The following is a 26,591-nucleotide window of genomic DNA, read 5'->3' on the forward strand; positions in this document are numbered from 1 at the left end:
CGGCACGAGGGGGTGACATTGAAACTTCAAGGTCATCTACTGGTGATCCCGCGGCGACCGGCCGGCGGCGGCCCGCGCCGCGCCGGAGACCGCGGTGGCCGGTCCAGTGCGTCGGTCCAGCGTGTCGGTCCAGGCCGACTCCTCTGTTAGCCCGAAGGCGTGGTGCTTACTCGCGGTGCGGACGAGCCCGCTGCCGTCCCGACCAGTCGGATAGGAAGAGACGCGATGAACAAACCGCTCGTACGGGGTTCGGCCCGGCCCGAGGACGCCACCCTGACCGACGTGGTCGGTGTCGACGCGGACGGGACGGCCTGATGAGCACGCCGCGCCAGACCGTGACCGTCGGGACCGGGCCGCTCTCCTTCGTCAACGTCGCCGCCGTCGCTCGGGACGGCGCGACGGTCCGTCTCGGCGACGACGCCTTCTCGGCGCTGGAGAAGGGCCGGGCCGTGGTGGAGGATCTCGCCTCGGCGTCGAAACCGTCGTACGGGATCTCGACCGGATTCGGCGCGCTGGCGACCCAGCACATCCAGCCGGAGCTGCGGGCCCAGCTCCAGCGGTCCCTGGTCCGCTCCCACGCCGTCGGCTCCGGGCAGGAGGTCGAACGGGAAGTCGTCCGCGGAATGATGCTGCTGCGGCTCTCGACGCTCGCGACCGGACACACCGGCGTGCGCGCCGAGACCGCAGAGCGGCTCGCCGCCATGCTGTCGGCCGGGATCACCCCGGTGGTCCGCGAGTACGGCTCCCTCGGCTGCTCCGGCGACCTGGCACCGCTCGCCCACTGCGCGCTGGCGCTGATGGGGGAAGGCGAGGTGCGCGACGCGTCGGGCACCCTCATGGCCGCCGCCGAGGCGCTCGCCGCCGCCGGCCTCGGCCCGGTCGAGCTGTGCGAGAAGGAGGGCCTCGCCCTCATCAACGGCACCGACGGCATGCTGGCCCAGCTCGTCCTCGCCCTCACCGATCTGCGGCGGCTGCTCAAGACCCTGGACGTCGCCGCCGCCATGTCCGTCGAGGCGCTGCTCGGGACCGACACGGCGTTCGCGCCCGAGATCCAGGCCCTGCGCCCCCACCCCGGCCAGGCCGCCTCCGCGGCCAACCTGGTCGCGATCCTGGCCGGTTCGGGTGTCGTCGCCTCCCATCGCGGGCCGCACTGCACCCGCGTGCAGGACGCCTACTCCCTGCGCTGCTCGCCCCAGGTGCACGGCGCAGCCCGGGACACCGTCGAACACGCCGCCACGGTGGCCGGGCGCGAGCTGGCCGCGGCCGTCGACAACCCGGCCGTGCTGCACAGCGACGGACGGGTGGCGTCGAACGGCAACTTCCACGGCGCGCCCGTCGCCTACGCGCTCGACTTCCTGGCCATCGCGACCGCGGACGTCGCCTCGATCAGCGAACGCCGCACCGACCGGTTCCTGGACACCGCCCGCAACCACGGCCTGCCGGCGTTCCTCGCCGACGACCCCGGCGTCGACAGCGGCTACATGATCGCCCAGTACACCCAGGCCGCGATCGTCGCCGAGCTCAAGCGCCTGGCCGTACCCGCGTCGGTCGACTCCATACCGACGAGCGCGATGGCGGAGGACCACGTGTCCATGGGCTGGGGCGCTGCCCGCAAACTGCGGCGTGCCGTCGACGGCCTCACCCGCGTCGTCGCCGTCGAGATCCTCACCGCCGCCCGCGCACTCGACCTGCGCGCCCCGCTGACGCCGGCCGCCGCCACCGGCGCGGTCGTGGCGCTGCTGAGGTCCTCCGGCGTGCGCGGCCCCGGCCCGGACCGGTATCTGGCGCCCGAGGTCGACCGCGCCTTCGAACTCGTCGGCTCGGGCGCGGTTGTCGACGCCGTCGAGTCGGTGACGGGAACGCTCTCATGACCGCATCGCGAGAAGGGGCGGACATGTCCGCGACCGACAGTGCCGACCTGATCCGCCCGCTGTCCGAGTTGCTGCGCGCCCACGCGGCGCTGCGCGGCACCAAGGTCGCCTACTCCGACGTGCGGCGGGCGGTGACCTACACGGAGCTGGAACGGCGGACCGCCCGGCTCGGCGGCCACCTGGTCGCCCTCGGCCTGCCCCGGGGCGCGCGGGTGGCGATCCTGCTGGGCAACCGCGTGGAGATGGTGGAGAGCTACCTGGCCGTCAACCGCGCCGGTGGCGTCGGCGTGCCGGTCAACCCGCACTCCTCCGACGCGGAACTCCTGCACATCCTCACCGACAGCGACGCCCACGCGGTGATCACCGACGCCGCGCACGTCGACCAGGTGCGTGCGGTGCTCCCCGCCGGACCACGGCACCTCGTCGTGGTCGGTGACCGCCCGGACACGCTGTCGTACGAGGATCTGGCCACCCGCGAGCCGGACGTCCCGGCCCGCGACGACCTCGGCGTGGACGAACCGGCGTTCCTGCTCTACACCTCGGGCACGACGGGCCGCCCCAAGGGCGTGCTGTCCACGCAGCGCGCCGCGCTGTGGAACGTCGCCAACTGCTATGTCCCGATGGTCGAACTGTCCCCGGCGGACACGCTGCTGTTTCCGCTGCCGCTGTTCCACACCCTCGGCCACCACCTGTGCGTGGTCGGCGTGACCGCGGTCGGCGCCACGGCGCACCTGATGCCGGGGCTCTCCGCCGCCGAGGTGCTCGACGAACTGCGCTCCCGGCCCTACACCTTCCTGGTCGGCGTGCCGACGATCTACCACAACCTGGTCCACGCCGCCGGTGCGGAAGGACTCACGCTGCCCGCGCTGCGCGTGTGCTTCATCGCGGGCGCGGTGAGCACGCCCGCGCTCGCCGAGGCGTTCGAGGCCGCCTTCGGGGTCCGGCTCAGCGACAGCTACGGCAGCACCGAGACCAGCGGGACGATGACCGCCACCCGGCCGGACGGCGAGCGGGTGCCCGGCTCGTGCGGTCAGCCGGTGCCCGGCCTCGACCTGCGTGTGGTGGACCCGGACACCGGCGTCGAGGTGCCCGTCGGCGAGGAGGGCGAGATCTGGGTCAGCGGCCCGAACGTGATGCTGGGCTACCACAACCTGCCGGAGGCCACCGCGGAGGTGCTCCGCGACGGCTGGTACCGCACCGGCGACCTCGCCCGCCGCGACGACGCCGGCCACCTCTGGATCACGGGCCGGCGAAACGACGTGATCATCCGGGGCGGGGAGAACGTCCACCCCACCGAGATCGAGGCAGTGCTCGCCCGGGTGCCCGGGGTGCGCGAGGCTGCGGTGACGGCAGCGGCGGACGAGGAGTTCGGCCAGGTCCCGGTGGCGCTGGTGGTACCCGAACCCGACGGCCTCGACTGCGCGGAGCTGTTCGCCCGGTGCCGCCGGGACCTCGCCTACTTCAAGGTGCCGGTGGAGGTCCGGGCCGTGGCCGCACTGCCGAGGACGGCCACGGGCAAGATCGCGCGCAAGGCGCTGACCGAACTGCCCGGCCGGCTGCTCGCGGTCGCCGGCCCCCATCCCGGCCTGCACCTCATGGGCGCCGGCGGTGAACCGACCCCGATCCCGGGCACCGAGGCGCCCGCCGGAGCCGGCCCGCTCGCCGGCCGCGACGTGGTCCTGGCAGGTGACGCCGGGGACCTCGCGGACCTGATCGCCCGTCACCTCATGGCCGGTCACGGGGCCCGGTGCGGCGAGCCGTCCGGCCCGGAGCCGGGCGCCACCGTCACGGTCACCGGTATGACCGTGACGCTCGCCGTCGCCGGGTCCGCCCCCACCACTGTGGTGCTGGCCGAGGGGCTGACCGACCACCGCGTCCGCAACGCCGTGGACGTCGCGCTGACCCGGCCGGGCAGCACACTGGTCGCGGCCGGCTGGTCGGCGCCCGCCGCCGCATCGGACCGTTTGCCGGCCAGGGCGGACCTGACCGGGATCACCGGCGCCGACCTCACCAGGGCGCTCGTCGACCTCGTCGCGGGCGAGGTCACCGAGGTACTGGGCGGCATCGACGGCATCGAGCCGGACCGGGCCCTGCGCGAGTACGGCCTCACCTCGGCGGACGCGGTCCGGCTGCGGGACCGGATCGCTGCCGCCGTAGGGCTGCGCCTGCCCACGACGCTCGCTTTCGAGCACCCCTCGGTGCGGGCGATCGCCGGGTACCTGCAAGCCGAACTCACCGGTTCCAGCGAACTCACGGGTTCACGCGAACTCACCGGTTCGTCCGAGCCGCAGGCCGCGATCGCCGACGACGACCCCATCGTGCTGGTGGGCATCGGCTGCCGCTACCCCGGTGGGGTCACCTCCCCCGACGAGCTATGGCGGCTGGTTGCCGACGGCGTCGACGCCACCTCCGAGTTCCCCGACGACCGGGGCTGGGACCTCGAGCGGCTGTTCGACCCCGACCCCGACCGCAGGGGCACCTCCCGCACCCGGCGGGGCGGATTCCTCCGGGAGATGGCCGACTTCGACCCCGAGTTCTTCGGGATCTCGCCGCGCGAGGCGCTGGCGATGGACCCGCAGCACCGGCTGCTGCTGGAGACCTCCTGGGAAGCGCTGGAGCGCGCCGGCATCGACCCGACGTCCCTGCACGGCGAGCAGGTCGGGGTGTACACGGGGCTGATCTACCACGACTACATCACTGATCCCGACCGGGTGCCCCGCGAACTGGAGGGCTACATCGGCACCGGCACCGTCGGCGCCGCCGCCTCCGGGCGGATCTCCTACGTACTGGGGTTGCGCGGTCCCGCGCTCACCGTCGACACCGCATGCTCCTCGTCCCTGGTGGCCATCCACCTCGCGGCGCAGTCCATCCGCCGGGGCGAGTGCGAACTCGCGCTGGCCGGCGGGGCGGCCGTCATGGCGACGCCGCAGACGTTCGTCGAGTACAGCAGGCAGGGCGCGCTGTCCGTGGACGGGCGGGCCAAGGCGTTCGCCGCGACGGCGGACGGCACCGGCTGGGCGGAGGGCGTCGGGATGGTCGTACTGGAACGGCTGTCCGCCGCTCGCCGCGCCGGGCACCCGGTGCTGGCCGTGCTCCGGGGCTCCGCGGTGAACCAGGACGGCGCGTCCAACGGCCTGACGGCGCCCAGCGGTACGGCACAGCAGCAGGTGATCCGGCTCGCCCTCCAGGACGCCGGTCTGACCCCGTCCGACGTGGACGCGGTCGAGGCCCACGGCACCGGCACCCGGCTCGGCGACCCGATCGAGGCCGGCGCCCTGCTGGCCACCTACGGGCAGGGCCGCGAGACCCCGCTCTGGCTGGGCTCGCTGAAGTCCAACATCGGGCACACCCAGGCCGCCGCCGGGGTCGGCGGCGTCATCAAGGTCGTCCAGGCCATGCGGCACCGCACCCTGCCGAAGACCTTGCACGTGGACGAGCCGTCGCCGCACGTCGACTGGGCGTCGGGAGACGTCCGGCTGCTCACCGAGAGCATGCCGTGGCCGGAGCTGAACCGGCAGCCGCGTGCGGCCGTCTCCTCCTTCGGGGTCAGCGGCACCAACGCGCACCTGATCCTGGAGGCACCGCCGGAGGAACCCGCACCGACGCCCGCCGCCGAACCGCCCGCCGTCGCCTGGACGCTGTCCGGCAAGACACCCGAGCGGCTGCGGGACTGGGCGGCCCGGCTGCTCCCCGTCGCCCAGGACGCGGCACCGGCGGACCTCGCGCACTCGCTCGCGGCCTCCCGCGGCCACTCCACCCACCGCGCCGTCGTGGTCGGTGGCGACCACGACGAACTGCTCGCCGGGCTGCGGGCCGTCGCCGAGGGGAAGCCGGCGCAGAACGTCGTCGCCGGAGTGTCCGGCGTGGACGGCAAGGTGGCGTTCGTCTTCCCCGGACAGGGCACGCAGTGGGTGGGCATGGCCGCCGGACTGATGAGCGAACCCGTGTTCGCCGAATCCGTCCACGCCTGCGAACGGGCGCTCAAACCCCACGTGGACTGGTCGCTCACCGAGCTGCTGACCGGCGACGGCCCGCTGGACGCGGTGGACCTCATCCACCCCGCGCTGTTCTCGGTGATGGTGTCGCTGGCCGCCCTGTGGCGCTCCCGCGGCGTCGAACCCGACGTGGTGCTCGGCCACTCCAACGGTGAGGTGGCCGCCGCGTACGTCGCGGGCGCGCTGTCGCTGGAGGAGGCCGCCCGCGTCGTCGCGGTGCGCAGCCAGGTCATCGCCGAACTCGCCCCGGGAGCCGGCATGGCGTCGGTGTCCGCGTCCCGCGCACAGCTGGACTGGCTGATGGAGCGCTGGCCGGACCAGCTCTGGGTCTCCGCGCTCAACGGTCCGTCTTCCAGCGTGGTCTCCGGTGAGGACCTGGCGATCAGGGGACTGCTCACCGAGTGCGCGCTGGACGGCCTGCACGCCCGCCGCATCCGCGTCGACGTCGCCTCGCACTGCCCGAAGATGGAGCCGCTGCGCGAGGAAATGGTGGCCCGCCTCGGAGAGGTGCGCACCGGCCAACCCTCGGTGCCGATGTACTCCACCGTGGACCTGGACTGGGTCGGCGACTCCACGCTGACCGGCGAGTACTGGTTCCGGAACCTCCGGCAGCCCGTGCTGTTCCAGCCGGCCGTCGAGCACCTCGTCGAGCAGGGTTTCCGGGTCTTCGTGGAGTCCAGCTCGCACCCGGTGCTCACCTCCGGGATCGAACAGACACTGGAGGAGAGCGGCACGACCGGGGTCGTCACCGGAACCCTGCGCCGCCACGACGGCGGCCCCGCACGGTTCCTGATGTCCGCCGCGGAGCTGTACACGCGCGGCACACGGGGCGTGCGCCTCACCACCGGCACCGCCACCGGGCGGCCGATCCCCCTGCCGACCACCCCGTTCCAGCGGCGGCGGTTCTGGTTCACCACCACCGCGACGCCCACGGCGGGCACCGGCCACCCGCTCCTCGGCACGCTGGTCGAATCCGCCCGCAGCGGCGAACTCATGGCCACCAGCCGCATCTCGCCGGCCGACCAGCCGTGGCTGGCCGACCACGCGGTGAACGGCACCTGCATCCTGCCCGGCACCGCGCTGCTGGACCTCGCGCTGCGCGCCGCGCACGGCAGCGGCGGCACCGGACTCGGCGAACTGGTCATCGAGGCACCCCTGGCCCTGTCCCGGCAGGGCACGGCGGAACTCCAGGTCGTGGCGGACCCGGCCCGGCGCACGGTCGAGGTGTTCAGCAGGCCCGGGCAGCCCGGCAGCCCGTGGCGACGGCACGCACAGGGCACGATCCACGACACCCGCGACGAGCCGTCCGCCGGGGCACTGCCTCCGGCCGACGCCGAGGAGATCACCGTCGACTACGCGTCACTGGCCGAGCGGGGCAACGAGTACGGTCCGGCGTTCCGGGCCCTGCGCAGGCTGTGGCGGCGCGACGGGGAACTCTTCGCCGAGCTGCGGCTGCCCGAGGAGGCACCCGGCCGGTTCGCCGGCGCCGGACTGCACCCCGTGCTCGGCGACGCCGCCCTGCACGCCCTCGCCCTGACCCAGCCGGTCCCGGACGGCCACATCGCGCTGCCGTTCGTATGGCACGACGTGTGGGCCGGCGACGGTCACGCCACCCACGCCTACGCCCACCTGGCACCCGCGGGCCAGGACGAGTTCACCGTGACCCTCACCACCGCCGAGCGCGAACCGCTGTTCCGGGGAACACTCGGCACCCGCACGGTGGCCCTGCGCGAGCTGACGGGCGCACTGCCGACGGACTCGGCGTACCGGATGCGGTGGAACAACCTGTCCGGTACGGCGGCGCCCGCACGGAAGTGGGCACTGCTGGGCACCGACCACCTCGGGGTCACCGCCGACCTGGTCGACCTCGCCGACGCCGACGCCGTCCTCTGCACCCCGGCGCCCGGTGATGTCCGGGAGGCGACGCTGGACGCGCTGTCCCACGTCCAGCACTGGCTGGCGGCCGACCACCCGGCCGACGTCCCCCTCGTCGTGCTGACCCGTAGCGACGACCTGGCGCACGCGGCGGCCCGCGGCATGGTGAGGTCGGCGCAGTCCGAACACCCCGGACGCTTCCTCCAGATCGAGACGGACGACGACCCCCGCTCCTCGGCACGGCTCGCCGACGCGGTGGCCGCCGGACGGCCGCACGTGCGGATCAGCGCGGGACAGCTCCAGGCCCCGGAGCTGGAGCGGGTCACGCCGGGGCGCGGCGCCCGGCCGGACCTCAGCGGCGGCACGGTGCTGATCACCGGCGGCACGGGCACGCTCGGCTCGCTGGTGGCACGGCACCTGGTGACCGAGTACGGCGTGCGCAGCCTCCTGCTCACCAGCCGCAGGGGCGCACAGGGCGCCGAGCCGCTCATCGCGGAGCTGACCGGGCTGGGCGCCGAGGTCGCCGTCGCCGCCTGCGACGTCGCCGACCTCGGCAGCCTCGCCGCCGCCCTCGACCTGGTTCCCGACGGACACCCCCTCGTCGCCGTCGTGCACGCGGCCGGGGTGCTCGCGGACGGAGTGGTGACCGGGATGACGCCCGACCAGGTGGAGCAGGTGCTGCGTCCCAAGCTGGACGGCACACTGAACCTGCACGAGCTGACCAAGGGCACCGAACTGGCCGCCTTCGTGCTGTTCTCCTCGCTGGCCGGCGTGCTGGGCAGCCCGGGGCAGGGCAACTACGCCGCCGCGAACGGGTTCCTGGACGCGTTCGCCGAGCGCCGCAGGGCCGACGGGCTGCCCGCGCAGTCCCAGGCGTGGGGACTGTGGGAGGAGGCGTCCGGCATGACCACCGTGCTGCGCGAGCGCGACCGGGACGGCACCCTCCCGGACTCCACCGTTCCCATGCCCACCGCGTTCGCGCTGGCCCTGTTCGACGAGGCACTGCGGCAGGACGACACAGCCGTCACCCTCGCCCGGTTCGACATCGCCAAGCTGCGCACCCGCGGGGCGCCTGCGCTGCTGCGCGGTCTCGTCCCCACCGCACCGGCCACCTCCGCACCCGCCGTACGACTGCGTGACCTGGCCCCGGCCGAGCGGGCCGAACGGCTGCTGGCCGAGGTGCGCGCGGCGGCCGCCGAACTCCTCGGCCACCAGGACGCCGAGGCCGTGCCGCCGGACCGGAGCCTGCACGAATCCGGCCTGGACTCGCTGACCGCGGTGGAGCTGCGCAACCGGCTGAGCGCCCTGACCGGACTACGGCTGTCCGCCAGGCTGGTGTTCGACCACCCCGCGCCGCAGGCCCTGGCCGATCACCTCCACAGGATCCTGACCGCCCCGGCGGAGGCGAGCGCCTGAGGACAGGTGGCGGGTGCGGTCCCCACGGGCGGGGCCGCACCCGCCGACCGCCGACCCGCCGACCCGCCGCCATGCCGGCGATGCCTCGGCGGAACCGCGTGAAATTCTCTATGGAGGTTGTGATGTCTCAAGACACGACGAACCTGGCCGGGCTGCGGGTTCTGGTGACCGGGGCGGCCGGTGGGCTCGGCCGGGCCATCGCCGAGGCCGTGCACGCGGCGGGCGCGCACCTGGTGCTCACCACGCGGACCGCCGACTCACTGCCCGGGGCCGCCGCCGGGCTCGACCGGGGCCCCGAGGTCGTCACGGCCGTCGCCGACGTCACCAACGACGCCGAGCTCGCCGCGGCCGTCAAGCTGGCCACCGAGCGGCTCGGCGGGATCGACGTACTCGTCAACAACGCCGGTGTGCCCGGACCGGTCGGGCCGGCCTGGGAGAACGCCCCGGGCGAGTGGCGGCACGCCCTGGAGGTCAACCTGGAGGGCGCGCTGGCCGCCTGCCGGGCAGTGCTGCCCGGCATGATCGAGCGCGGCCAGGGGCGGGTCATCACGATCTCCAGCCACGCGGGGCACACCCGCTGGCCGTACGTCAGCGCGTACTCGGTCTCCAAGGCGGCGGTGAACAAGCTGACCGAGAACCTCGCCATCGAACTGCTGCCGCACGGGATCACCGCGTTCAGCTACCACCCGGGGATGGTGAACGTAGGCCTCGGAGCGGCCGCACCCGAGACCCCGGACAGTGACAACCCCTGGCAGCGCCGCCTCGAATCCTGGATGGACGCACAGCGCAAGGCCGGGCGCTACGCCCCGCTCGACGAGGCCATCGCCAACCTGCTGCGCCTGATACGAGGCGACGCCGACCCACTCACCGGCCGCTACCTGACCTACGAGGACGACATCCCCGCCCTCGCCGCAGCCACCGGCCAGGCCTGATGCCGCGGTGGGCGGCTGCCTCCCCACCCCAGCCGCCCACCGCACCCTGTCGACCACCACCATGCCGGATCGGTCCGCCCCAGGGCCTGGTCCCACTGCGGGGCCGGAGCCTGCGGCACCCGGGCCACCGGGACGGCCGGACGAGGCTGCGGGTGCAGGGCGTAATTCCAGTCGCCATGGAAGGCGTGCCTGGGCAGCGGCAGTGCCGCCGTCTCCGCGTCACCGATACGGACTCCGGTGGGACAGGCGTCGGTGTCGAGTGCGGCACTCACGCGCAGCCCGGTGCGGGTGGTGGTCGCGGCGATGGACTGGACGATGACTTCGTGGCTGGTCAGCGGGCGACCGCGCCAGTTCATGGTGATGTGCGAGAAGAGCTGGTGGTGAAGTCGGCCCGGGGCGCGGTCTCGCCTTTCGATCGAGCCGTTTCCCCGGAGCCGCTTCCCGCACCCGGCGTGCCGCTCTCACGGCACCGGGCGCTCCACAAGTCCCGTTCCACCATGGACAGTTGTCTTCATCCGGTGGTCGGCCAGGGTGAAGGGATGACCGTTCCCCGGTATCGGTAGCGCGTGGTGCGCACTTTGCCGGGATCGAACAATGTCCGTTCCTCTCCTGATGGCCACCAACCTCCACCGCAGTAGCGGCGGCGGAGGTCCTTCCTGTTGATCCGGTGGTGTTTGCGGCGCAGCCATTTCATGACCTGGCTCCACGTGTACGAGCTGAGGTACTGGAAGGTCGCGCTGGACACCCCGGGGCGGAAGTACATGCACCAGCCGAACAGCATCTTGTTGATCTGGATGAGCAGTTCGTCCAGCGGCAGGAGCGCGGGACGGTGCAGATCTCATGGGCCGAACGGCGGGCGAGGAGCGTCCGTGAGTCGGTCTGGTGGAGGGGCCTTTCGAGGATGGGCGGCGTGCGGCGGAGCCGGTGCGCGTGCTCAAGATCAGTCAGGAGCTGGGCGAGGTCGCGGAGGCCCTTCACGGCGCGGCGGTGGTGGAGTACCAGCTCCAGGGCCGCGCCGGATGAGATCACCGGCGGCTGGGGACATCCGGCTCCTCCAGGTCCTCGCGATCAACGGGGACATGGGGGAAGTTGCCATAACGGTGTACGGGGCACGGGTCCGCACGGTGAGGTAGTCGAGGTGACGCACATGTGGGAGGACATGGAAGCGCGCCTCGGCTGGCTTATCCTCACGGGCGCCGCGCTGGACGACCTCACCGGTGCTACCTGGGACACGGTGGATGAGCGGCTGCGTTTCCGCGTGGCGAGGGTCGCGGCCTTGGCCGGACATGAACCTCAGCTGACCCGCTCCACCCTCTGTGCGGAAGGGCCCGCACGGCTTGCCGTGCGGGCCCTTCCGCGTCATCCCTTACTTTGCGGACGCACACGCCCTAGTGGGGCGTATCCCGCCTCCCTGGTGGGAGATGAGTGGGAGACAAGTGGGAGATGATCATGGCGTGGTGCTGCAATCAGGCGCTAGGAAATGCTAGATAGCGCTGCCTGCGCGGCCCTGGTTCAGCCGCCGGATTCGCCCGCGTGCGGGCTGAGCACACCGGCTCCCACCAGCACAATCACCACCACACCGAGGATCACGCGGTAGTACACGAACGGCATGAAGCTCTTGGTCGAGATGTACTTCATGAACCATGCGATGACCGCGTAGCCGGACGCGAAGGCGATCACCGTCGCGAAGATCGTCGGGCCCCAGGAGACGTGGTCGCTCTCCATCGCGTCCTTGAGCTCGAAGAGGCCGGAGGCCAGGACGGCCGGGATCGCGAGGAGGAAGGAGTAGCGGGCCGCGGACTCGCGGGTGTAGCCCATGAAGAGGCCGCCGCTGATGGTCGCGCCGGAGCGGGAGACTCCGGGGATGAGTGCCGCGGACTGGCACAGGCCGAAGATCAGGCCGTCCTTCACGCCCAGGTCCTCAAGGCCCTTGCGCTGCTTGGCGGCGCGGTGCCGGCCGCCGGACTCGTCGCGTGCGGCCAGCCGGTCGGCGACGCCGATGATGATGCCGACCACGATCAGCATCGTCGCCGTGATGCGCAGGTCGCGGAACGGCCCCTCGATCTGGTCCTTGAGCGTCAGGCCGAGCACGCCGATCGGGATCGAGCCGACGATCACCAGCCAGCCCATCTGCGCGTCGTGGTCCTGCCGCATCTCCTTGTTGGTCAGCGACCGCGTCCACGCCGAGATGATCCGCCCGATGTCCTTGCGGAAGTAGATCAGCACCGCGGTCTCCGTGCCGATCTGGGTGATCGCCGTGAAGGCCGCACCGGGATCCTCCCAGCCCGAGAACGCCGCGGTCAGCCGCAGGTGCGCGCTGGAGGACACGGGGAGGAACTCGGTCAGCCCCTGGACGAGTCCGAGGATGAGCGATTCAAACCAAGACATGAAGTTACGGAGTCCAAGTGCTGATGGTGGAAGAGGCGACGGGGACAACCGCGTCGGCGGCGCAGTGATCGCGGGTGTCGAGGGGCAGCGTAGCGTCCCGCGACGACGGCTCCGGCACAGGGGGCTCGGCGGGCGCTCGCCGAACCCGTGCATACCGGTGTTGACCTGCGGCGGGGCCGCCCCTTACGTTGCAGCGAGCGGAAAGCGCTTGCTGCATCCGTCGCCCGTCCCTACGACGCCCGTCGGCGTCACCCGTTGTCCCGGAGGAGCCCGATCCGCCCATGGCCGCATCCGAGACCGCTCCCGGGACGAACCACCGTCACCCCCGCCGTCACCCCCACCCCCACCCCCACCTCGCCCCGCTCACCGACCGCCGCATCAGGGTCGCCGTGATCGGCACCGGCGCGATCGCGCGCGATTCCCATCTGCCCGCGCTCGCCAGGCTCGCGGAGGAGGGTGAGACGGAGATCGTCGCCGCTGTCGACATCGCCGTGGAGTCGGCCGAGGGCTTCTGCGCGGAGGTGGCCGCGACCGCGGCCGGGACGCCCCACCCTTTCACCGACCTCGACCGGATGCTCCAGGAACAGCGGCCAGACCTGGTCACCATCTGCACGCCGCCGACCCTGCACCGCGACCAGACCGTCGCCGCGCTGCGCGCCGGTGCCTGGGTGTGGTGCGAGAAGCCGCCGGTGCCGAGCCTCGCCGACTTCGACGCCGTCGAGGCGCAGGAGGGCGAGGACGGCGGCCCGTACGCCTCGATCGTCTTCCAGCACCGCTTCGGCTCGGGCACCCGTCACGTCCGCCGGCTGCTCGCCGAGCAGGCCATGGGCCGGCCGCTCGTCGCACACTGCCAGACCACCTGGTACCGCGACACCGCCTACTACGCCGTGCCCTGGCGGGGCCGCTGGGGGACCGAGGGCGGTGGTCCCGCGATGGGACACGGGATCCATCAGATGGATCTGCTGCTCGACCTGCTCGGACCATGGAGCGAGGTGCGGGCCATGGCCGGGCGTCTGGTGCACGACGTGGAGACGGAGGACGTCTCGACCGCGCTCGTGCGGTTCGAGAACGGCGCGATGGCGACCGTCGTGAACAGCGTGCTGAGCCCCGACGAGGTCAGCCGCATCCGCATCGACTGCGAGCGCGCCACCGTCGAACTCACCCACCTGTACGGCCACCGCAACGACAACTGGGTCATCACCCCGGCCCGGGACGTGCCGGACACCGAGGCCGCGGCGTGGCAGGACTTCGGCGCGGACGTGCCCAGTTCGCATCTGGAGCAGCTGCGGGAACTGATCGCGAGCATGCGTGCGGGGGAGCGGCCGCGCAGCAGCGGCCCGGACGGGCGTACGAGCCTGGAGCTGATCGCCGCGCTGTACAAGTCCGCGTTCACCGATACGACGGTGAAGGCGGGGGAGATCGGCCCCGGCGACCCCTTCTATACGGCGATGCACGGCGGTGCGCCCGGCTGGGCCCCCGGCGCGGGGGAGCGGGCCGCCTCCGGTGCGGAGGTCGCCGCGTGACCGGGCTGCGTATCGTCCATGCGCACGGCGACCGCATCACGGTGACCGAGCCGCTCACCGGCGTCGAACTGCTCGCCTATGTCTACGGGCCGGAGGCCGCCTGGGAGGCCCCGAAGCCGTACGTCCACCCGCTGCGGACCCTCGCCGGTGACGTGGTCACCGACTACCGGCCCAACGACCACCGGTGGCACAAGGGTCTGTCGCTGACGGCCTCACATCTGTCGGGGGCCAACCTGTGGGGCGGCAACACCTACGTCCATGGGCAGGGGTATCTCGAACTGCCCGAGCGGGTCGGGTCGATGGCGCACGTCGGGTTCGACGAGGTCGCCTCGGACGGTGACCGTGTCGTCATCGCCGAGCGGCTGACCTGGCATCCCCGCAGCGGTGAGCTGTGGGCGGACGAACAGCGCCGGGTCGAGGTGCACGACATCGAGCCGGAGTCGGGGTCGTGGGCCCTGACCTGGACGAGCGCCGTGACCAACCGGCGCGACGAGCCGCTGCGATTCGGCAGCCCCACCACCGCCGGGCGGGAAATGGCCGGCTACACGGGCCTGTTCTGGCGCGGCCCGCGCGCGTTCCAGGGCGGCCGGATCATCGCCCCGGACGCCGAAGGTCCCGGCCTGATGGGCGAGCAGGCGCCCTGGCTGGCCTACTCCGGCGAGCACGACGGCACCGACGGCCACGCGACCGTCGTCTTCGCGCACGCCCCGGAGAACGACCACACCGGCGAGCGCGGCGCCCACCCGGCCCACTGGTTCGTACGCAACGAGCCCTTCGCCGGAGTGGCCCCGTCCTGGGCGTTCCACGACGAGCTGGAGCTCGCCCCCGGTGACACCCTCACGCGCCGCTATCGGGTCGTCGTGGCCGACGGGGCTTGGGGCCGGGAAGAGATCGCCAAGTATCTGGAAACGCACCCGTGGTGCTGAGCGCGGCTGATTGACGGCGCGGACGGCTTCACGCCGCTGACGGCCCCGCCACCGTCCAGCCGGGTGCCTGGGGGTGGGCCGTGAGGTCCTCGTGGTGCACCGGGTCGCCGCACGCCCGGCAGGTGACGACCGGGACCAGTTCGTTGCCGCAGATGTGCTCGATCACCATGGGGCGGTCGTCGTCCGTGCGGAGATGGCGGTCGCCCCACGCCATGAGGGTCATCAGGATCGGCTCCAGTTCGAGCCCGGCCTGCGTGGGCCGGTACTCGTACCGCTGCGGGCGCTCGCTGTAGGCGCGCTTGGTCAGGATCCCGGCGTCGACGAGGCGGCGCAGCCGGGTGGCCAGGATGTCGCGCGGGGCGCCGATGTTGCGCACGAGCTGGTCGAAGCGGCCGTTGCCGAGGCACACCTCGCGCAGGACGAGCAGGGAGTACTTCTCGCCGACGAGCGTCAGGGCGTCGGCGATGGAGCAGGGGCGCGGGTCTTTGGTGGCGGCCATGGCGCTCAGTTTAGGGGAGGGTTCGGGTTTCCAACTGAATGGGTTTGATTTTCCAGCTGAGCGGGCTATGGTGAGTTCGGATTTCCTACTCACCGGTAATCGGCGGCGGCCGGCCCCTCACCCGGGCCGCCGCTCCGGTCATCGCCCCGGCGGCCAAGGAGGCCCGCACCATGCGTGACGCAGTCATCGTCGAAGCCGTACGCACCCCCATCGGCAAGGGCAAGCCGAACGGCTCCCTGGCGCACGTCCACCCCGTCGAACTCCTCGCCCACACCCTGCGCACCCTCGTCGAACGAACCGGCGTCGACCCGGCGCTCATCGACGACGTCATCGGCGGCACCGTCGACCAGGTCGGCGAGCAGGCCATGAACGCCACCCGCTATGCCGCCCTGTCGGCGGGCTTCCCGGAGACGGTCCCGGCGACCACCGTGGACCGCCAGTGCGGCTCCTCCCAGCAGGCCGTGCACTTCGCCGCCCAGGGCGTCATCTCGGGCGCGTACGACCTGGTCGTCGCCTGTGGCGTGGAGTCGATGAGCCGCGTGCCGATGTGGTCGAACGTGCCGCCCGGCAAGGACCCCTTCGGCCCCGGTATCGCCGAGCGCTACCCGGAGGGCCTCGTCCCGCAGGGCATCAGCGCCGAGCTCATCGCCGCCAAGTGGTCGATCACGCGCGAGCAGATGGACGCGTTCGCCGTCTCCTCGCACCGCAAGGCGGCCGAGGCCTGGGACAAGGGCCTGTTCGACGCCGAGGTCGCGCCTCTGCAAGGCGTCTCGCGCGACGAGTGCGTCCGCCCCGGCAGCACCCCCGAGATCCTCGCCGGCCTCAAGCCCGCCTACTACGACCCGGCCTTCGCCGAGCGCTTCCCGCAGATCGAGTGGAACGTGACCGCGGGCAACGCCAGCCCCGTCAACGACGGCGCCTCCGCGGTGCTCATCACCTCCAGCGAGACGGCGGAGCGGCTCGGCCTGCGCCCGCTCGCCCGGCTGCACAGCTTCGCCGTCACCGGATCCGATCCGCTGCTCATGCTCACCGGAGTCGTCCCGGCGACCGAGAAGGTGCTGCGCAGGGCGCAGCTGAGCCTCGACGACATCGACCTCTTCGAGGTCAACGAGGCCTTCTCCAGTGTCGTCCTGGCCTGGCGGCAGGAGACCGGCGCCGACCTCGCCAAGGTCAACGTGCACGGCGGTGCGATCGCGATCGGCCACCCGCTCGGCGCGAGCGGAACCCGCCTGACGACGACTCTGGTCCACGCGATGCGCGAGCGCGGCGCGCGCTACGCCCTGCAGACGATGTGCGAGGCGGGTGGCCTCGCCAACGCGATGATTCTGGAGACGGTGTAGCCGGTCCCGCAGGCGGCGCTACGGCTCAGCGGCCCCGCAGGTGGTGGCGCTTGCACCAGGCCACCACCACGCCCGCCAGCGCCGGCAGGGCGATGCAGGCCAGCGCGATCAGAAAGGCGGGCGAGGTCGGCGCGGAGGCACGGGCGCCGGCGACGACGTACGCGGCGGTGTTGGGGATCGACCCGAGCGCCGTCGCGAGCAGGAACGGGACGTAACCCATGCGGGAGACGGCCGCGGCGTAGTTCGCGGCCCAGAACGGCACACCGGGAAACAGCCGCACCGCCAGCATCGAGCGGAAACCGTGCCGGCTGAACTGGCCGTCCGCGGCCTTCAGCAACCGGCCCCGCAGCAACGGCCGCAGCGCGTCCTGGCCGAGCAGCCGGCCCATCCCGAAGGCGATGCCGGCCCCCAGCACCGTGCCCGCCAGGGCTGCGCCGATGCCCCACTCGGAACCGAAGAGCGCGCCCGCCGCGAGGTTCAGCAGCGGCCGTGGCACGAACGCCACCGTGACCAGCCCGTACGCCACGGCGAACAACACGATCGCGGCCGAGCCTTCGACGTGCGGCGGCCAGCCGTTCGCCAGGAGCTTCTGCGGTTCGAAGAGCAGCACGGACGACGCGGCCGCCGCCAGCAGGACCACCAGCAGGGACAGCCGCGACCACGGCGAGAGCAGCGCTCTGGAGCAGCGCGTGGCGAAGCCCGCGGCTACGGGTACGGGCGCCGGCATGGGCGCGGCGACGGCGAGTTCGGTGGTGGTGGCCCGGGGAGAGGCAGTGGCGGTGCCCCCAGAGCGGGTGGTGGCATCGTCGAGCATTCGGCGACAGTAACCGACGAAGATGTGTGATCGCCGTATGGTTCGTCTCATGCGCGTCACAGGTGCGGGAACGTGGGAAGTTCCCCGCAGTGTTCTCGCGGACACGGTCCTGGAGCGGGTCACCGCCGCGTACGCCGCCGCGGCGGACCCCACGCGGGCCGCCACCGCCCGGGCGTACATGAAGGGCGTGGCCCCGTTCCTCGGCATCCCCACTCCCGAGCGCCGTGCCCTGTCCCGCACCGTCCTTCAGGGCACACCGCGCCCCGACGAGACCGACTGCACCGCCGTCGCGCTGCGCTGCTGGCAGCTGCCCGAGCGCGAGTACCACTACTTCGCCGTCGACTATCTGCGCCGCCACGTGGGGCGCTGCTCCTCCGGCTTCCTTCCGGTGGCCCGGCACCTCGTCACCACCGTCTCCTGGTGGGACACCGTCGACGCGCTCGCCGCGCACGTCGTCGGCGGGCTCGTCGCGGCCGACCCAGAGCTCACGGCCGACATGGACGCCTGGATCGTCGACGACGACCTGTGGGTCGCCCGCACCGCCCTGCTCCACCAGCTGCGCTACAAGGAACGCACCGACACCGAACGCCTCTTCGCCTACTGCCTGCGCCAGTCCGGACACCCCGACTTCTTCATCCGCAAGGCCATCGGCTGGTGCCTGCGCGAGTACGCCAAGACCGACCCGGAGGCCGTACGGGCCTTTCTGGCGCGGGAGCGGGGGCGGTTCGCGCCGCTGTCGGTGCGGGAGGCGCTGAAGAACATCGGGGCGTGAGCCGCAGAGGAACCGGGCGTAGGCCGCGAACTCCCCATCCACGAAAAACCATTCGACGTCGGGCACGGCGTCGACGATGATCGACCTCATGTTCCGGCACGCCTTCGTCCTCGCAGCATCCGCAGTCGCGGATGCTCCGAAGGCTGCCGTTCCGGTCTTCCTGGCCGCAGCCGACGGCGCCCGAAGCTGACCCTCTCCGGACAGTCCGGCGGACCCCGCAGGGGGAGGGTCGGCGAGTCCTTGGGGTCCCCCTCTCCTACGAAGAGACTTCGAGGTACAGCCATGTCCAAGACGGCATACGTGCGCACCAAACCGCATCTGAACATCGGCACGATGGGCCATGTCGACCACGGCAAGACCACGTTGACCGCCGCCATCACCAAGGTCCTCGCCGAGCGCGGATCTTCCGCGTACGTCCCGTTCGACCGCATCGACCGGGCGCCCGAGGAGGCCGCGCGCGGCATCACCATCAACATCGCGCACGTCGAGTACGAGACCGACACCCGCCACTACGCGCACGTCGACATGCCGGGCCACGCCGACTACGTAGTTAGCGCACCCTGGCATGACTCTATCGGTGCAGGTCGGAAACGCAAAGAAGCCCCGCTCACCTCCACGGGGGAGGGAAGTGAGCGGGGCTTCGCCCGCCCAAACCCCTGGCGGATAGGGGTCGGCACCGGGCGGGGCTCGTCCCTGAGCCGAAGGACTACGGCCGCTCAAGGACGAGAGTCTAGAAGCCCCGTCCACCTCCACGGGGGAGGAAGTGGACGGGGCGTCGTACCACCCCGGGAAACCCATGAGGGCTCCGCCGACGGGCGGCGCCTCGCCCCGGCTTCAGCGACGGTGCCGGAGACGAGAAGAACAGGACGCTAGCGGGGGCTGGGGAGTCGGCCGACCTCACATCAACCTCAACCCAACCACCCCCGCCGCGCCCTCCGCGAGCCGGCGCTCGGAGCGCCAGTCCGCGGGTCTACGGGGTGGCGCTCTCCCTAGGTTGGAGGAGGAAGTACGCCTGACTAACAGTCCGGAATAGGTCATGGGCCGGATAACGAGACTGATGCGCCGCAGCCCACGCCGTCACGTCACCCTCTGACCGGTCGGACTCAAGGCAGGATGCGCACTCAATCCACTGCCTGACATGGGGACCTTTAGGCTTCAGCTCCATCGCCATTGCAGGGCGGACACTCGTCATCGCTTCTCCGTCTTCTCGACCCAACTGGCGACACTCCGACCGGTAAGCCAGTCGGCCTTCAGGTCTTCTTCCGTCGCCTCGCGCACCCACTTGGGGTCTACGTCCCACTCGCGGCCACCACCACGGGGCCTCAGTGAGTACCGGCCTCCGACGGTCCCGCGGAACTCTCCGATGGCGCTTCGGGCTTTGTCCACAAGCACTGTTCCGACGGCTGGCAGTTCGTTCGACTCAGGGCGCGACACGACGCCTCCTAATCCCTGCATACGGTCACCCACTGTGCCCGGAATGGCACTGCCAGTGTGACGATAGAAGCGTCAGGGATTCCACGAAGTTCTACGAGGTTCTACGGCTCTTCAGTCGAGCGAGTCAATGGCGGCAGAGATGCGAGAGCGAGCCTCTGCCCCGTAGACAGCAAGCCCCGCCATCTCTTCGAATGCGTGGGCGTACTGAGTGATCTCGCCGGGCGTTGTCACCGTTATGGCTGCCGTCAGCAGCTCGACGTGTACGCGCTCCTCGTCGAAGACAGTGAACGTCTCCAGCGTCCACATGCCACGAGGGCGACCGGTGGGGACGATGCCGACGGAGACGGAGGGAAGCGCCATCGCGGAGAGCAGGTAGCCCAACTGGCCAGCTATCGTCGCGGCGTCGCCTACAACGTGGCGGAGGACGGACTCCTCCAGGACGATGGCGAACCGGTGCCCGCCCTCACGGATGATGTGTGAGCGCTCTACCCGGGCCTCCGCGGCGTCAGCGACGTCATCAGGCGTCCCGTGGAAGTGCGCAATGGTGCCGAGCAGCGCGGCAGCGTACTCGTAAGTCTGGAGGAACCCGGGGATCACGCTGGAGCTGTAGACGCGGAAGGTTCGGGTGCGCTCGTACAGCGGGATGCGGGACTCTTGCAGCCGTCGTAGTCCCGTGCGTTGTACGCGCTTCCACTCCAGGTACATGGAGTCGGCCGTGCGGTTGGCGGCCAGGAGATCCGGGATCTTGTCCTCTGCGCCGCACGCGCGGCACCATGCGCGGATGTCGTCGTCTGACGGAGGCGTCGTGGCGCTCTGAAGGCGGGAGACCTTCGAGGGCTGCCAACCGGTGCGCGCCGCAACCTCCCTACCCGACAGGCCGGCGTCACGTCGGATCTCGCGGAGTTGCTCCGCGATGGCGCGGCGTGCGGCGTCGAGGGCCGTCGACGGGTAGGGAGACTGCATCAGGGGGCGTCGCTCAGATCCGGTAGTCGGCGTGCGGGGTGGCTCGCTCCCAGACTGCTTCGAACGCTTCCGCGTGACGCTTCACAACGCCCGGGGCGTCCTCGATGAAGTCTTCGACGAACCTGCCGTCACCCGCGAAGAGGCTGAATCGGATCAGTCGGTCGTCGAAGATCCACAGATCGTTCCCCGGCAGCAGGAGGTCCGACGCGTGGCGACGCGGAAGCCACCGCACGTCTTCGCCGGCCGCAAGGTTCTGGGGCGTACACGAGTGCTCGTACCGGATGTACTCGCTCACGGGCTCCGAGACGACGCGAGCGCGACGCATCACGACTCCACGAGCCACAGCGTCGGCCACGGAATCATGAAAACCGTTCCACCACGACGAGCGGTCGTCTAGGTCGCACTCCCACCCGTCGCGCCACGCTGCGAAGTCCTCGTCTTCCTCGACGACGCCGTAGACGTCACGCGTCTCCAGATGGACAGCGGACCGTGAACACCCGGCGAGCAGCTCAGCGAACGGCGGAACCGTCTGCGGCATCTAGCGCCTCCCTGATCTGCTGCGCCATACGTGCGGGCAGTCGGACGACTGCCTCACTGTCGGGAATCGGTCCCGTCTCCCGGCATTCTGCCTGGAGAGCGTCGCTCGCCTTCCAACCTTGGAACACGAACTCTCGCCTCTCCTCGTCGAGCCACACCGTCGGGCAGTGGTCGCCGTTGGTCTCGGGGTCCTTGCCAAATGATCGTAGAGCCATGGGGTCCTCCGTTGTCACGTCAGTTGCGCAATGTTCTACGACCATCACGCCCCCGGGTGCGGCAGTCAAGAGCGCCTAGAGGTCGAACCCAAGAGCCCGCATGCGCGTGCGGTACGCCTTGCCGTGCCCGCCGTCGCAGAACTGACGTACGCGCCCGGGTCCCTGCTTCTGCTCCAATGTCGCTCCGCAGTGCAGACACGCGGCGTTGCACTGGCTCTTCGCGCTCTTCGTGTAGTCCATCGTCGTCCTCTCAAGTCAGGAGCCCCGCCAACCCTGTCGGCCGGCGGGGCGTAGGAAGTGAGTGTGCGAGCCGCCCCGTCCATCGCGGAGGGGCGGCTAGGTGTGCGTCTCAGGCCCAACGGCCGTTGTTGAGGTCGGTTGCAACCTCGCCGTCGTAGACGTTGATGCGCTCGTCGATGATGCCGCTCACTTCGCGTCCGTCGAGGTACGTCCGCGACTCGACATTGACCGTGATCGGTTGACCGGAGCCCTTCGACGCGCGGATGTCGGACCATTGGCCGGAGGTGAAGACGGGCTCCGGCTTCCCCGTCCCGTTCGCGACGAGGTTCAGGCCGGGCTGGAGGTAGCCGCCGTCGTCGTACCAGTGCGGCGTGACGCGCCCACCGTCCGCATACCCGCCGGGGCGGTTGTACGCGGCCGGCAGAGACCCGTACGCAGACATGGCGTAGCGCATCGAGGCGTAGACGTTGGCGAGGGGGTTCGTCGAGGTGCCGTAGAGGAACGGACCGACGTTCCGCATCTTCCCGGCGTACGCCCGGAAGGTCGGGCCGATGACCTGCATAAGGCCGACCGAGGGATGTCCCGCCTGCCAGTTGCTATCCCACTTGTTGACGATCGTCGGGTTGCCGCCCGACTCCTGGTTCATCCGTCGCAGTGTGAGGTCTGCGTACGACGCCGGATTGCCCGTCATGCTGAGCGCCTGGAGGACCGTCGGGCGCCACCTGGCGACGCCAGAGCCGCCGTTGCCGCCCGGAGATGCTCCTCCGCCACCGGAGGACGTCACGGCGTCGACGATCATGTCCTTCAAGCCGCCTGCCATCTTGACGGGCACCTTCGCGAGCATCGCGCCGAACTGGCCGACGTCGAGCCGCTCACGGACGTCGTCGAAGAGGGGCTTCAGGAGCTTGTCCCAGATCTTGCCCGGATTGGCGAGCAGATCGGCACCCGTCTTCGCCCAGTCGATCCCCTTGGAGATCGCGCCCCCGACGGTGTCCTTCGCCCAGTCCCAAGCACCGGAGAGCGCACCGACAATGCCGCCGTCGGCGAACCGCGGGATCTCTCCCGTGGCGTTCATGTAGGCGAGTTTGTCGAATCCGATCTTCCGGGCGCTACTGCGCTTGATGATGAACTCGTCGGCCATCGCCAGAATCGGGATGCTGTCGACGCCGGGAATTCCGCCGCTCGTCCGCCCGCCTTCGGCGAACTTCGCGGGTGCTTCGAGGAGCTTCGGAGCCTTCGGGAGTGGGTTCAGTCCGACGAAGTCAGCGACTTTATCCCATACGGCCTTGATCCCCTTCGTGTACACGAAGTCGACGACCCAGTTAATCGGCTTGGCTGCGACGCCGGCTACGGCATCCCAAGCGGACTTGATCATCCGCTTCGCCTCGTCGAACGCGTCCGCCACGAGGCCGACGCCGTCCTTGATGAGTTCGAAGGCGGGCTTGATGCCCTTGTCCCATAGCCAGTCAGTCTTGTCGGAGATCCAGTTCCACGTAGGCCTGACGGCGTGGTCGTAGAGCCACTTGAATCCGCCCCCGAGCCACTTCACGCCGTCCCAGATCCACCCGAATACAGGCTGAAGGACGTTGGCCCATAGCCATGTTGCCTTGTCGGCGATCCAGTTGAAGGCTGGTTTGACGGCCTTCTCGTAGAGCCACAGGAACTGTTCTCCCTGCGCCTTCAAGGCGTCCCAGATGAACTTGAAGACAGGGGCGAGGACGTGGTCCCACACCCACTGGGCAAGGGAGGCCATGTTGTCGAACGCGGGCTTGAATGCTGCTTCCCACAGCCACCCGAGGATTGCGCCTACCGCCTGGATCGCGATCCAGATCGGCGTGAAGACCAGGGTGACCAGCGCCGCAACGAAAATCCTCGCAGCAAGCCAAATACCCTCGAAGACTGGGGCGAAGATGTTCTTCCAGAGCCAGACAAGAGCGTCCCCAACCCACTTGATGGCCTCCCAAATGGCCGTGAAGACAGGCTTCAGGACGTTGTCCCATGCCCACTTCGCAGCCGTCTGGATTGCCTTCCACGTCACCTGAACGGCAGTGCGGAACCATCCGAATCGGTTGTACGCCAGGACGACGGCACCGATAAGGACGCCGATCAGAACGGCAATCCTGACAATTGGGTTCGCGTTCAGCACGAAGTTGAACGCGATCATTGCGAGCGTCCATGCCTTCGTTGCGATGACGGCGAGCCAGATTCCTTGGATAAGCCACGGGGCGTTTTCCGCGATCGTCGCAATGCCGTTGGCTATCGCCCCCAGCACCCGGAAGAGAGGGCCGGACAGTGGCGACAGGGCGCGGCCAACCTCGAAGAAGGCGCCCCCGATGTCGCCAAGAGATTCGGCAACCGTCGGCCCCATCTCACTGGCGTAGTCGAGGAAGCGCTCAAATTCCGGTGAGCCTCGCAGGCTCGTCCCCCAGGCGGCGAAGCGACCGGTTATCGCCTGCATCCGCTCGGAGATGCTCTGCATATGGGGGAAGAAGGCGTCAATGACGCCCGCCATGCCCGTGAAGACGTTCCCGAATGAGACCCCGAGTCCGACGATCGCGGGCTTCGCGTTCTCGGCGATGCCCTTTTTGAAACGCTGCCAGAAGGGGTTTTTGAGGTTCCTCGACGCCCGGTCCATCAGCTCACCGATGGCGTCCGCGGAGTTCCGGACGAGCGGCGACAATCCGGGGAGGCTCTTCTTCGCACCGTCGACGGCCCGCGTGAAGATCGGGAGGACGTCAGGCTGAAGCTCCTTCGACCACGCCTTGAACGCGGCCGTCAGTCCGTTGGGGCCAGCGATCGAGTCGTACAAGTCGCGCTGCTCGGGGGTGAGTTTCGCGAGTGCCTTGCGGTACTCGTCCGCCTTCGTCGCGGCCTTCGACGTCGTGTCGATGGCGGAGAGGCGGGCCGACTCGATGCCCCGTTCCGCGGACTCGATGGACTCCGCGGCCTGAACTTGAGTGTCGGCCGCGTTGGTCACGGCGTCGGCAAGGTTGCGCTGAGCGTCGGCAATCTGCTGAGCCGAGTCGACCTGAGCCTGCGCGGCCTCGCGGTTAGCGTCGGCGACGGCCTCCGTCTGCTCCCGGACGTTCTGCTGAGCGTCGGCGAGCTGCTCCGCGGCCGTCTGCACCTGCTCGTTGCCGTCGACGCCCGCCTTCTTCGCGGCTTCGGCGTCCTTCTGGAGCTGCGCGTAGTCCTTCGACTGCTGCTTCGCGGACTGCGTTGCCTGATCGAAGGCGAGCTGTGCGCGTTCGAGGTCGAGTTCAGTCGCAAGGCCGGCGTCGTACTCCGCGGTGACCCGGTTGAGCTCCTCCTGTGCTTCCTTGACGCGAAGAGTGGCGTCGCGCTCGTCGAGCTTGCCTCGTTCGAGTTGGTCGTTAAGGTCGGCGAGCTTCCGGGCGGCATCCTCGCGAGCCTGCGTCAGGTTCTCTTCGGCGTCGCGCGCCTGGCGCTTGGCGTCGGAGAGGGAACGCTCTGCGTCCTCGACGCGCTCCGCAGCCTGCTCGCGCTGCTCCATCGCACGAGCCGCAGCCTGGCCGAGTGCACGCTCCGCGTCCTCCACCTGGCGGTTCGCCTGAGCGATCTGCTGTGCTGCCTGACGGTGAGCATTGCGGAGGGCGGCCTGAGCGGAAGCCATCTGGAGGGCGCTCTGAGCCGCACGCACGTTGGCCGCTGCTGCGTTGTTCGTCGCCGTCGCAGCTTCCTTCTCGGCCGCGTTCTTCGCCTGGATCACTGACGTCACGGACTTGATGGCAGGCACGGCGGCAAGGGCCACAGCACCAACCCCGGCGGTAGCCGCAACTGCCGCGGAGGCGATGGCTCCGATGCCGGCCGCCGCTATTGGGACGAGGGGGATGGCGGCTACGACCCCCAGGGACACGGCGAGTTGCATGAGAGCAGCGTTCGCCTGAGCCGTATTGGCCGTGACGCGGATACGGACGTCGTCGCGGTCTAGGTCATTGACCTGACGTTGTATCTCCGCAAGTTCGGCCCGCGCGGTCATGATGTCCGCACGCACCTGGATATTCGGCGAGCGGGAGCCGAGTTCCGCGAGCTGAGCGTCAATCGCGGTAATCTCGGCTATCGCCGTTTCCGCGTCGACGTCAACGCCTATTCGTTTACCGGCGAGCGTCTCCATTCGGGCTCGGAGCCGTGCTAGGTCTGCGTTGAATCCGGTGTCATTCAGTCGGACATCTGGCCGCGGAAGGCTTCGGAACGCAACCTCCAAACGGTTCCTAAACGCCCTTCCAAACGCCCCCGCATTGTCGTTGCCCGCGTTCCTCGACGCCGTTTGGGCGGCTCTTCCGCCGTTGCGTACAGCGTTCGGTAGCGCCGTCGCGATCTGTCGAGCCATGGCGTCACCGATGGCGTCGCCCAGATCGTTGCCGATCCTCTGTCCGTCGCTGGCCAGGCTCGCACGCAGGCTCTCCGAGAGACGTTCCCCCAGCTTACGGCCCGCTTCGAGCCCCACGCGGTCCGCGACGGGGAGGACGGCCGCCCTAAGCTGCTGGTGGAACCGGGGAACGACCGGGACCACATCGACCGCTGCTCCACCGACAATATCGAGGTCGCCGGCCATCAAACACCCCCGTTTGGCGCGTCAAACTGCAAGGCGTAGTCCCGCGTATCCAGAAGACGCGCCAAGGCGTCGAGCTTTTCCGCGTTGCGCTCTGCCGTTGGCGACTCCGGGGAGAGCGCAACGGCCGTTGCTGCCTCCACGTAGTCAGCACATGCAGGACTGCAATACGCGAAGATCACCAGTTCCCCTGAATGCGTAACGCCTGGCATAGGCGCGAAACGGCATCCGGGACGGAGGCATCGCGTCGGATCATGTGTCATTGGAATTCCAGGGCA

General features: G+C 70.3%; 16 protein-coding genes and 2 pseudogenes. 8 read left to right on the top strand and 10 right to left on the bottom strand.

Features of this window, described 5'->3' with window-relative positions; genetic code table 11:
- Nucleotides 1-314 precede the first annotated feature (314 nt).
- The 3 genes from hutH (at nt 315) to QQM39_RS40045 (ending at nt 10,089) form a co-directional block, all read left to right on the top strand.
- The gene (hutH, locus tag QQM39_RS40035; RefSeq protein WP_302002495.1) at nt 315-1,871 is read left to right on the top strand and encodes a histidine ammonia-lyase; all 1,557 of its coding nucleotides are present in this window, start codon (nt 315-317) and stop codon (nt 1,869-1,871) included.
- 23 nt (nt 1,872-1,894) lie between these two features.
- On the top strand, nt 1,895-9,157 hold the full coding sequence (locus tag QQM39_RS40040; protein ID WP_302002496.1) for a type I polyketide synthase: 7,263 nt from the start codon (nt 1,895-1,897) through the stop codon (nt 9,155-9,157).
- Nucleotides 9,158-9,279: 122 nt separating this feature from the next.
- Nucleotides 9,280-10,089, top strand: a complete 810-nt coding sequence (locus tag QQM39_RS40045; protein ID WP_302002497.1) for an SDR family oxidoreductase — start codon at nt 9,280-9,282, stop codon at nt 10,087-10,089.
- Between the two features lie 146 nt (nt 10,090-10,235).
- On the opposite strand, the pseudogene QQM39_RS40050 reads toward QQM39_RS40045, so the two are convergent.
- The 3 genes and pseudogenes from QQM39_RS40050 to QQM39_RS40060 form a co-directional block, all read right to left on the bottom strand.
- A pseudogene (locus QQM39_RS40050) lies at nt 10,236-10,478 on the bottom strand (ISAzo13 family transposase); the annotation flags it as partial.
- 122 nt (nt 10,479-10,600) lie between these two features.
- Nucleotides 10,601-10,870, bottom strand: coding sequence for a group II intron maturase-specific domain-containing protein (locus tag QQM39_RS40055; RefSeq protein WP_367669616.1), 270 nt, complete (start codon nt 10,868-10,870; stop codon nt 10,601-10,603).
- A gap of 731 nt (nt 10,871-11,601) precedes the next feature.
- Nucleotides 11,602-12,477 carry an undecaprenyl-diphosphate phosphatase gene (locus QQM39_RS40060; RefSeq protein ID WP_302002498.1) on the bottom strand — a complete coding sequence of 292 codons (876 nt, stop codon included), beginning with the start codon at nt 12,475-12,477 and terminating at the stop codon, nt 11,602-11,604.
- Nucleotides 12,478-12,758: 281 nt separating this feature from the next.
- Between QQM39_RS40060 and QQM39_RS40065 the strand changes: the two genes are divergently transcribed.
- A complete protein-coding gene (locus QQM39_RS40065; RefSeq protein WP_302002499.1) occupies nt 12,759-14,000 on the top strand; it encodes a Gfo/Idh/MocA family protein in 1,242 nt (413 codons plus the stop codon).
- The gene (locus QQM39_RS40070; protein WP_302002500.1) at nt 13,997-14,926 is read left to right on the top strand and encodes a PmoA family protein; all 930 of its coding nucleotides are present in this window, start codon (nt 13,997-13,999) and stop codon (nt 14,924-14,926) included. Before QQM39_RS40065 ends, QQM39_RS40070 begins: the two co-directional genes overlap by 4 nt.
- A gap of 28 nt (nt 14,927-14,954) precedes the next feature.
- Here QQM39_RS40070 and QQM39_RS40075 read toward each other — a convergent pair whose 3' ends face one another.
- On the bottom strand, nt 14,955-15,425 hold the full coding sequence (locus QQM39_RS40075) for a helix-turn-helix domain-containing protein (protein ID WP_302002501.1): 471 nt from the start codon (nt 15,423-15,425) through the stop codon (nt 14,955-14,957).
- A gap of 170 nt (nt 15,426-15,595) precedes the next feature.
- Here QQM39_RS40075 and QQM39_RS40080 point away from each other — a divergent pair, with 170 nt between their 5' ends.
- Nucleotides 15,596-16,765 (top strand): thiolase family protein, encoded by a 1,170-nt coding sequence (locus tag QQM39_RS40080; protein WP_302002502.1) that lies wholly within the window; start codon nt 15,596-15,598, stop codon nt 16,763-16,765.
- Nucleotides 16,766-16,790: 25 nt separating this feature from the next.
- Here QQM39_RS40080 and QQM39_RS40085 read toward each other — a convergent pair whose 3' ends face one another.
- Nucleotides 16,791-17,579, bottom strand: coding sequence for a TVP38/TMEM64 family protein (locus QQM39_RS40085; RefSeq protein WP_302002503.1), 789 nt, complete (start codon nt 17,577-17,579; stop codon nt 16,791-16,793).
- 49 nt (nt 17,580-17,628) lie between these two features.
- On the opposite strand from QQM39_RS40085, the gene QQM39_RS40090 reads away from it, so the two are divergent.
- Nucleotides 17,629-18,351 carry a DNA alkylation repair protein gene (locus QQM39_RS40090; protein ID WP_302002504.1) on the top strand — a complete coding sequence of 241 codons (723 nt, stop codon included), beginning with the start codon at nt 17,629-17,631 and terminating at the stop codon, nt 18,349-18,351.
- A gap of 282 nt (nt 18,352-18,633) precedes the next feature.
- Nucleotides 18,634-18,900, top strand: a pseudogene (locus tag QQM39_RS40095) (GTP-binding protein); the annotation flags it as partial.
- A 996-nt stretch (nt 18,901-19,896) separates the two neighbouring features.
- Here the strand turns inward: QQM39_RS40095 and QQM39_RS40105 are convergent.
- The 5 genes from QQM39_RS40105 to QQM39_RS40125 form a co-directional block, all read right to left on the bottom strand.
- Entirely contained in the window at nt 19,897-20,748 is an 852-nt protein-coding gene (locus QQM39_RS40105) for a helix-turn-helix transcriptional regulator (RefSeq protein ID WP_302002506.1), read from the bottom strand.
- Between the two features lie 13 nt (nt 20,749-20,761).
- Nucleotides 20,762-21,286, bottom strand: coding sequence for a DUF6879 family protein (locus QQM39_RS40110; protein WP_302002507.1), 525 nt, complete (start codon nt 21,284-21,286; stop codon nt 20,762-20,764).
- Complete coding sequence (locus QQM39_RS40115) at nt 21,258-21,500, bottom strand: hypothetical protein (RefSeq protein ID WP_302002508.1); 243 nt, start codon at nt 21,498-21,500, stop codon at nt 21,258-21,260. Before QQM39_RS40115 ends, QQM39_RS40110 begins: the two co-directional genes overlap by 29 nt.
- 75 nt (nt 21,501-21,575) lie before the next feature.
- Nucleotides 21,576-21,740, bottom strand: coding sequence for a hypothetical protein (locus QQM39_RS40120; RefSeq protein WP_302002509.1), 165 nt, complete (start codon nt 21,738-21,740; stop codon nt 21,576-21,578).
- 109 nt (nt 21,741-21,849) lie between these two features.
- Complete coding sequence (locus QQM39_RS40125; RefSeq protein WP_302002510.1) at nt 21,850-26,316, bottom strand: hypothetical protein; 4,467 nt, start codon at nt 26,314-26,316, stop codon at nt 21,850-21,852.
- Between the last annotated feature and the right edge of the window lie 275 nt (nt 26,317-26,591).

This window comes from Streptomyces sp. DT2A-34 (assembly GCF_030499515.1).
Taxonomy (GTDB): Bacteria; Actinomycetota; Actinomycetes; order Streptomycetales; family Streptomycetaceae; genus Streptomyces.

Excerpts from the sequence above, each read along its gene's own strand:
- QQM39_RS40105 (WP_302002506.1), bottom strand. The coding sequence starts at position 20,748 with ATGCAGTCTCCCTACCCGTCGACGGCCCTCGACGCCGCACGCCGCGCC.
- hutH (WP_302002495.1), top strand. The coding sequence starts at position 315 with ATGAGCACGCCGCGCCAGACCGTGACCGTCGGGACCGGGCCGCTCTCC.
- QQM39_RS40115 (WP_302002508.1), bottom strand. The coding sequence starts at position 21,500 with ATGGCTCTACGATCATTTGGCAAGGACCCCGAGACCAACGGCGACCAC.
- QQM39_RS40075 (WP_302002501.1), bottom strand. The coding sequence starts at position 15,425 with ATGGCCGCCACCAAAGACCCGCGCCCCTGCTCCATCGCCGACGCCCTG.
- QQM39_RS40060 (WP_302002498.1), bottom strand. The coding sequence starts at position 12,477 with ATGTCTTGGTTTGAATCGCTCATCCTCGGACTCGTCCAGGGGCTGACC.
- QQM39_RS40065 (WP_302002499.1), top strand. The coding sequence starts at position 12,759 with ATGGCCGCATCCGAGACCGCTCCCGGGACGAACCACCGTCACCCCCGC.
- QQM39_RS40080 (WP_302002502.1), top strand. The coding sequence starts at position 15,596 with ATGCGTGACGCAGTCATCGTCGAAGCCGTACGCACCCCCATCGGCAAG.
- QQM39_RS40120 (WP_302002509.1), bottom strand. The coding sequence starts at position 21,740 with ATGGACTACACGAAGAGCGCGAAGAGCCAGTGCAACGCCGCGTGTCTG.
- QQM39_RS40085 (WP_302002503.1), bottom strand. The coding sequence starts at position 17,579 with ATGCTCGACGATGCCACCACCCGCTCTGGGGGCACCGCCACTGCCTCT.
- QQM39_RS40055 (WP_367669616.1), bottom strand. The coding sequence starts at position 10,870 with ATGCTGTTCGGCTGGTGCATGTACTTCCGCCCCGGGGTGTCCAGCGCG.
- QQM39_RS40125 (WP_302002510.1), bottom strand. The coding sequence starts at position 26,316 with ATGGCCGGCGACCTCGATATTGTCGGTGGAGCAGCGGTCGATGTGGTC.
- QQM39_RS40045 (WP_302002497.1), top strand. The coding sequence starts at position 9,280 with ATGTCTCAAGACACGACGAACCTGGCCGGGCTGCGGGTTCTGGTGACC.
- QQM39_RS40090 (WP_302002504.1), top strand. The coding sequence starts at position 17,629 with ATGCGCGTCACAGGTGCGGGAACGTGGGAAGTTCCCCGCAGTGTTCTC.
- QQM39_RS40110 (WP_302002507.1), bottom strand. The coding sequence starts at position 21,286 with ATGCCGCAGACGGTTCCGCCGTTCGCTGAGCTGCTCGCCGGGTGTTCA.
- QQM39_RS40040 (WP_302002496.1), top strand. The coding sequence starts at position 1,895 with ATGTCCGCGACCGACAGTGCCGACCTGATCCGCCCGCTGTCCGAGTTG.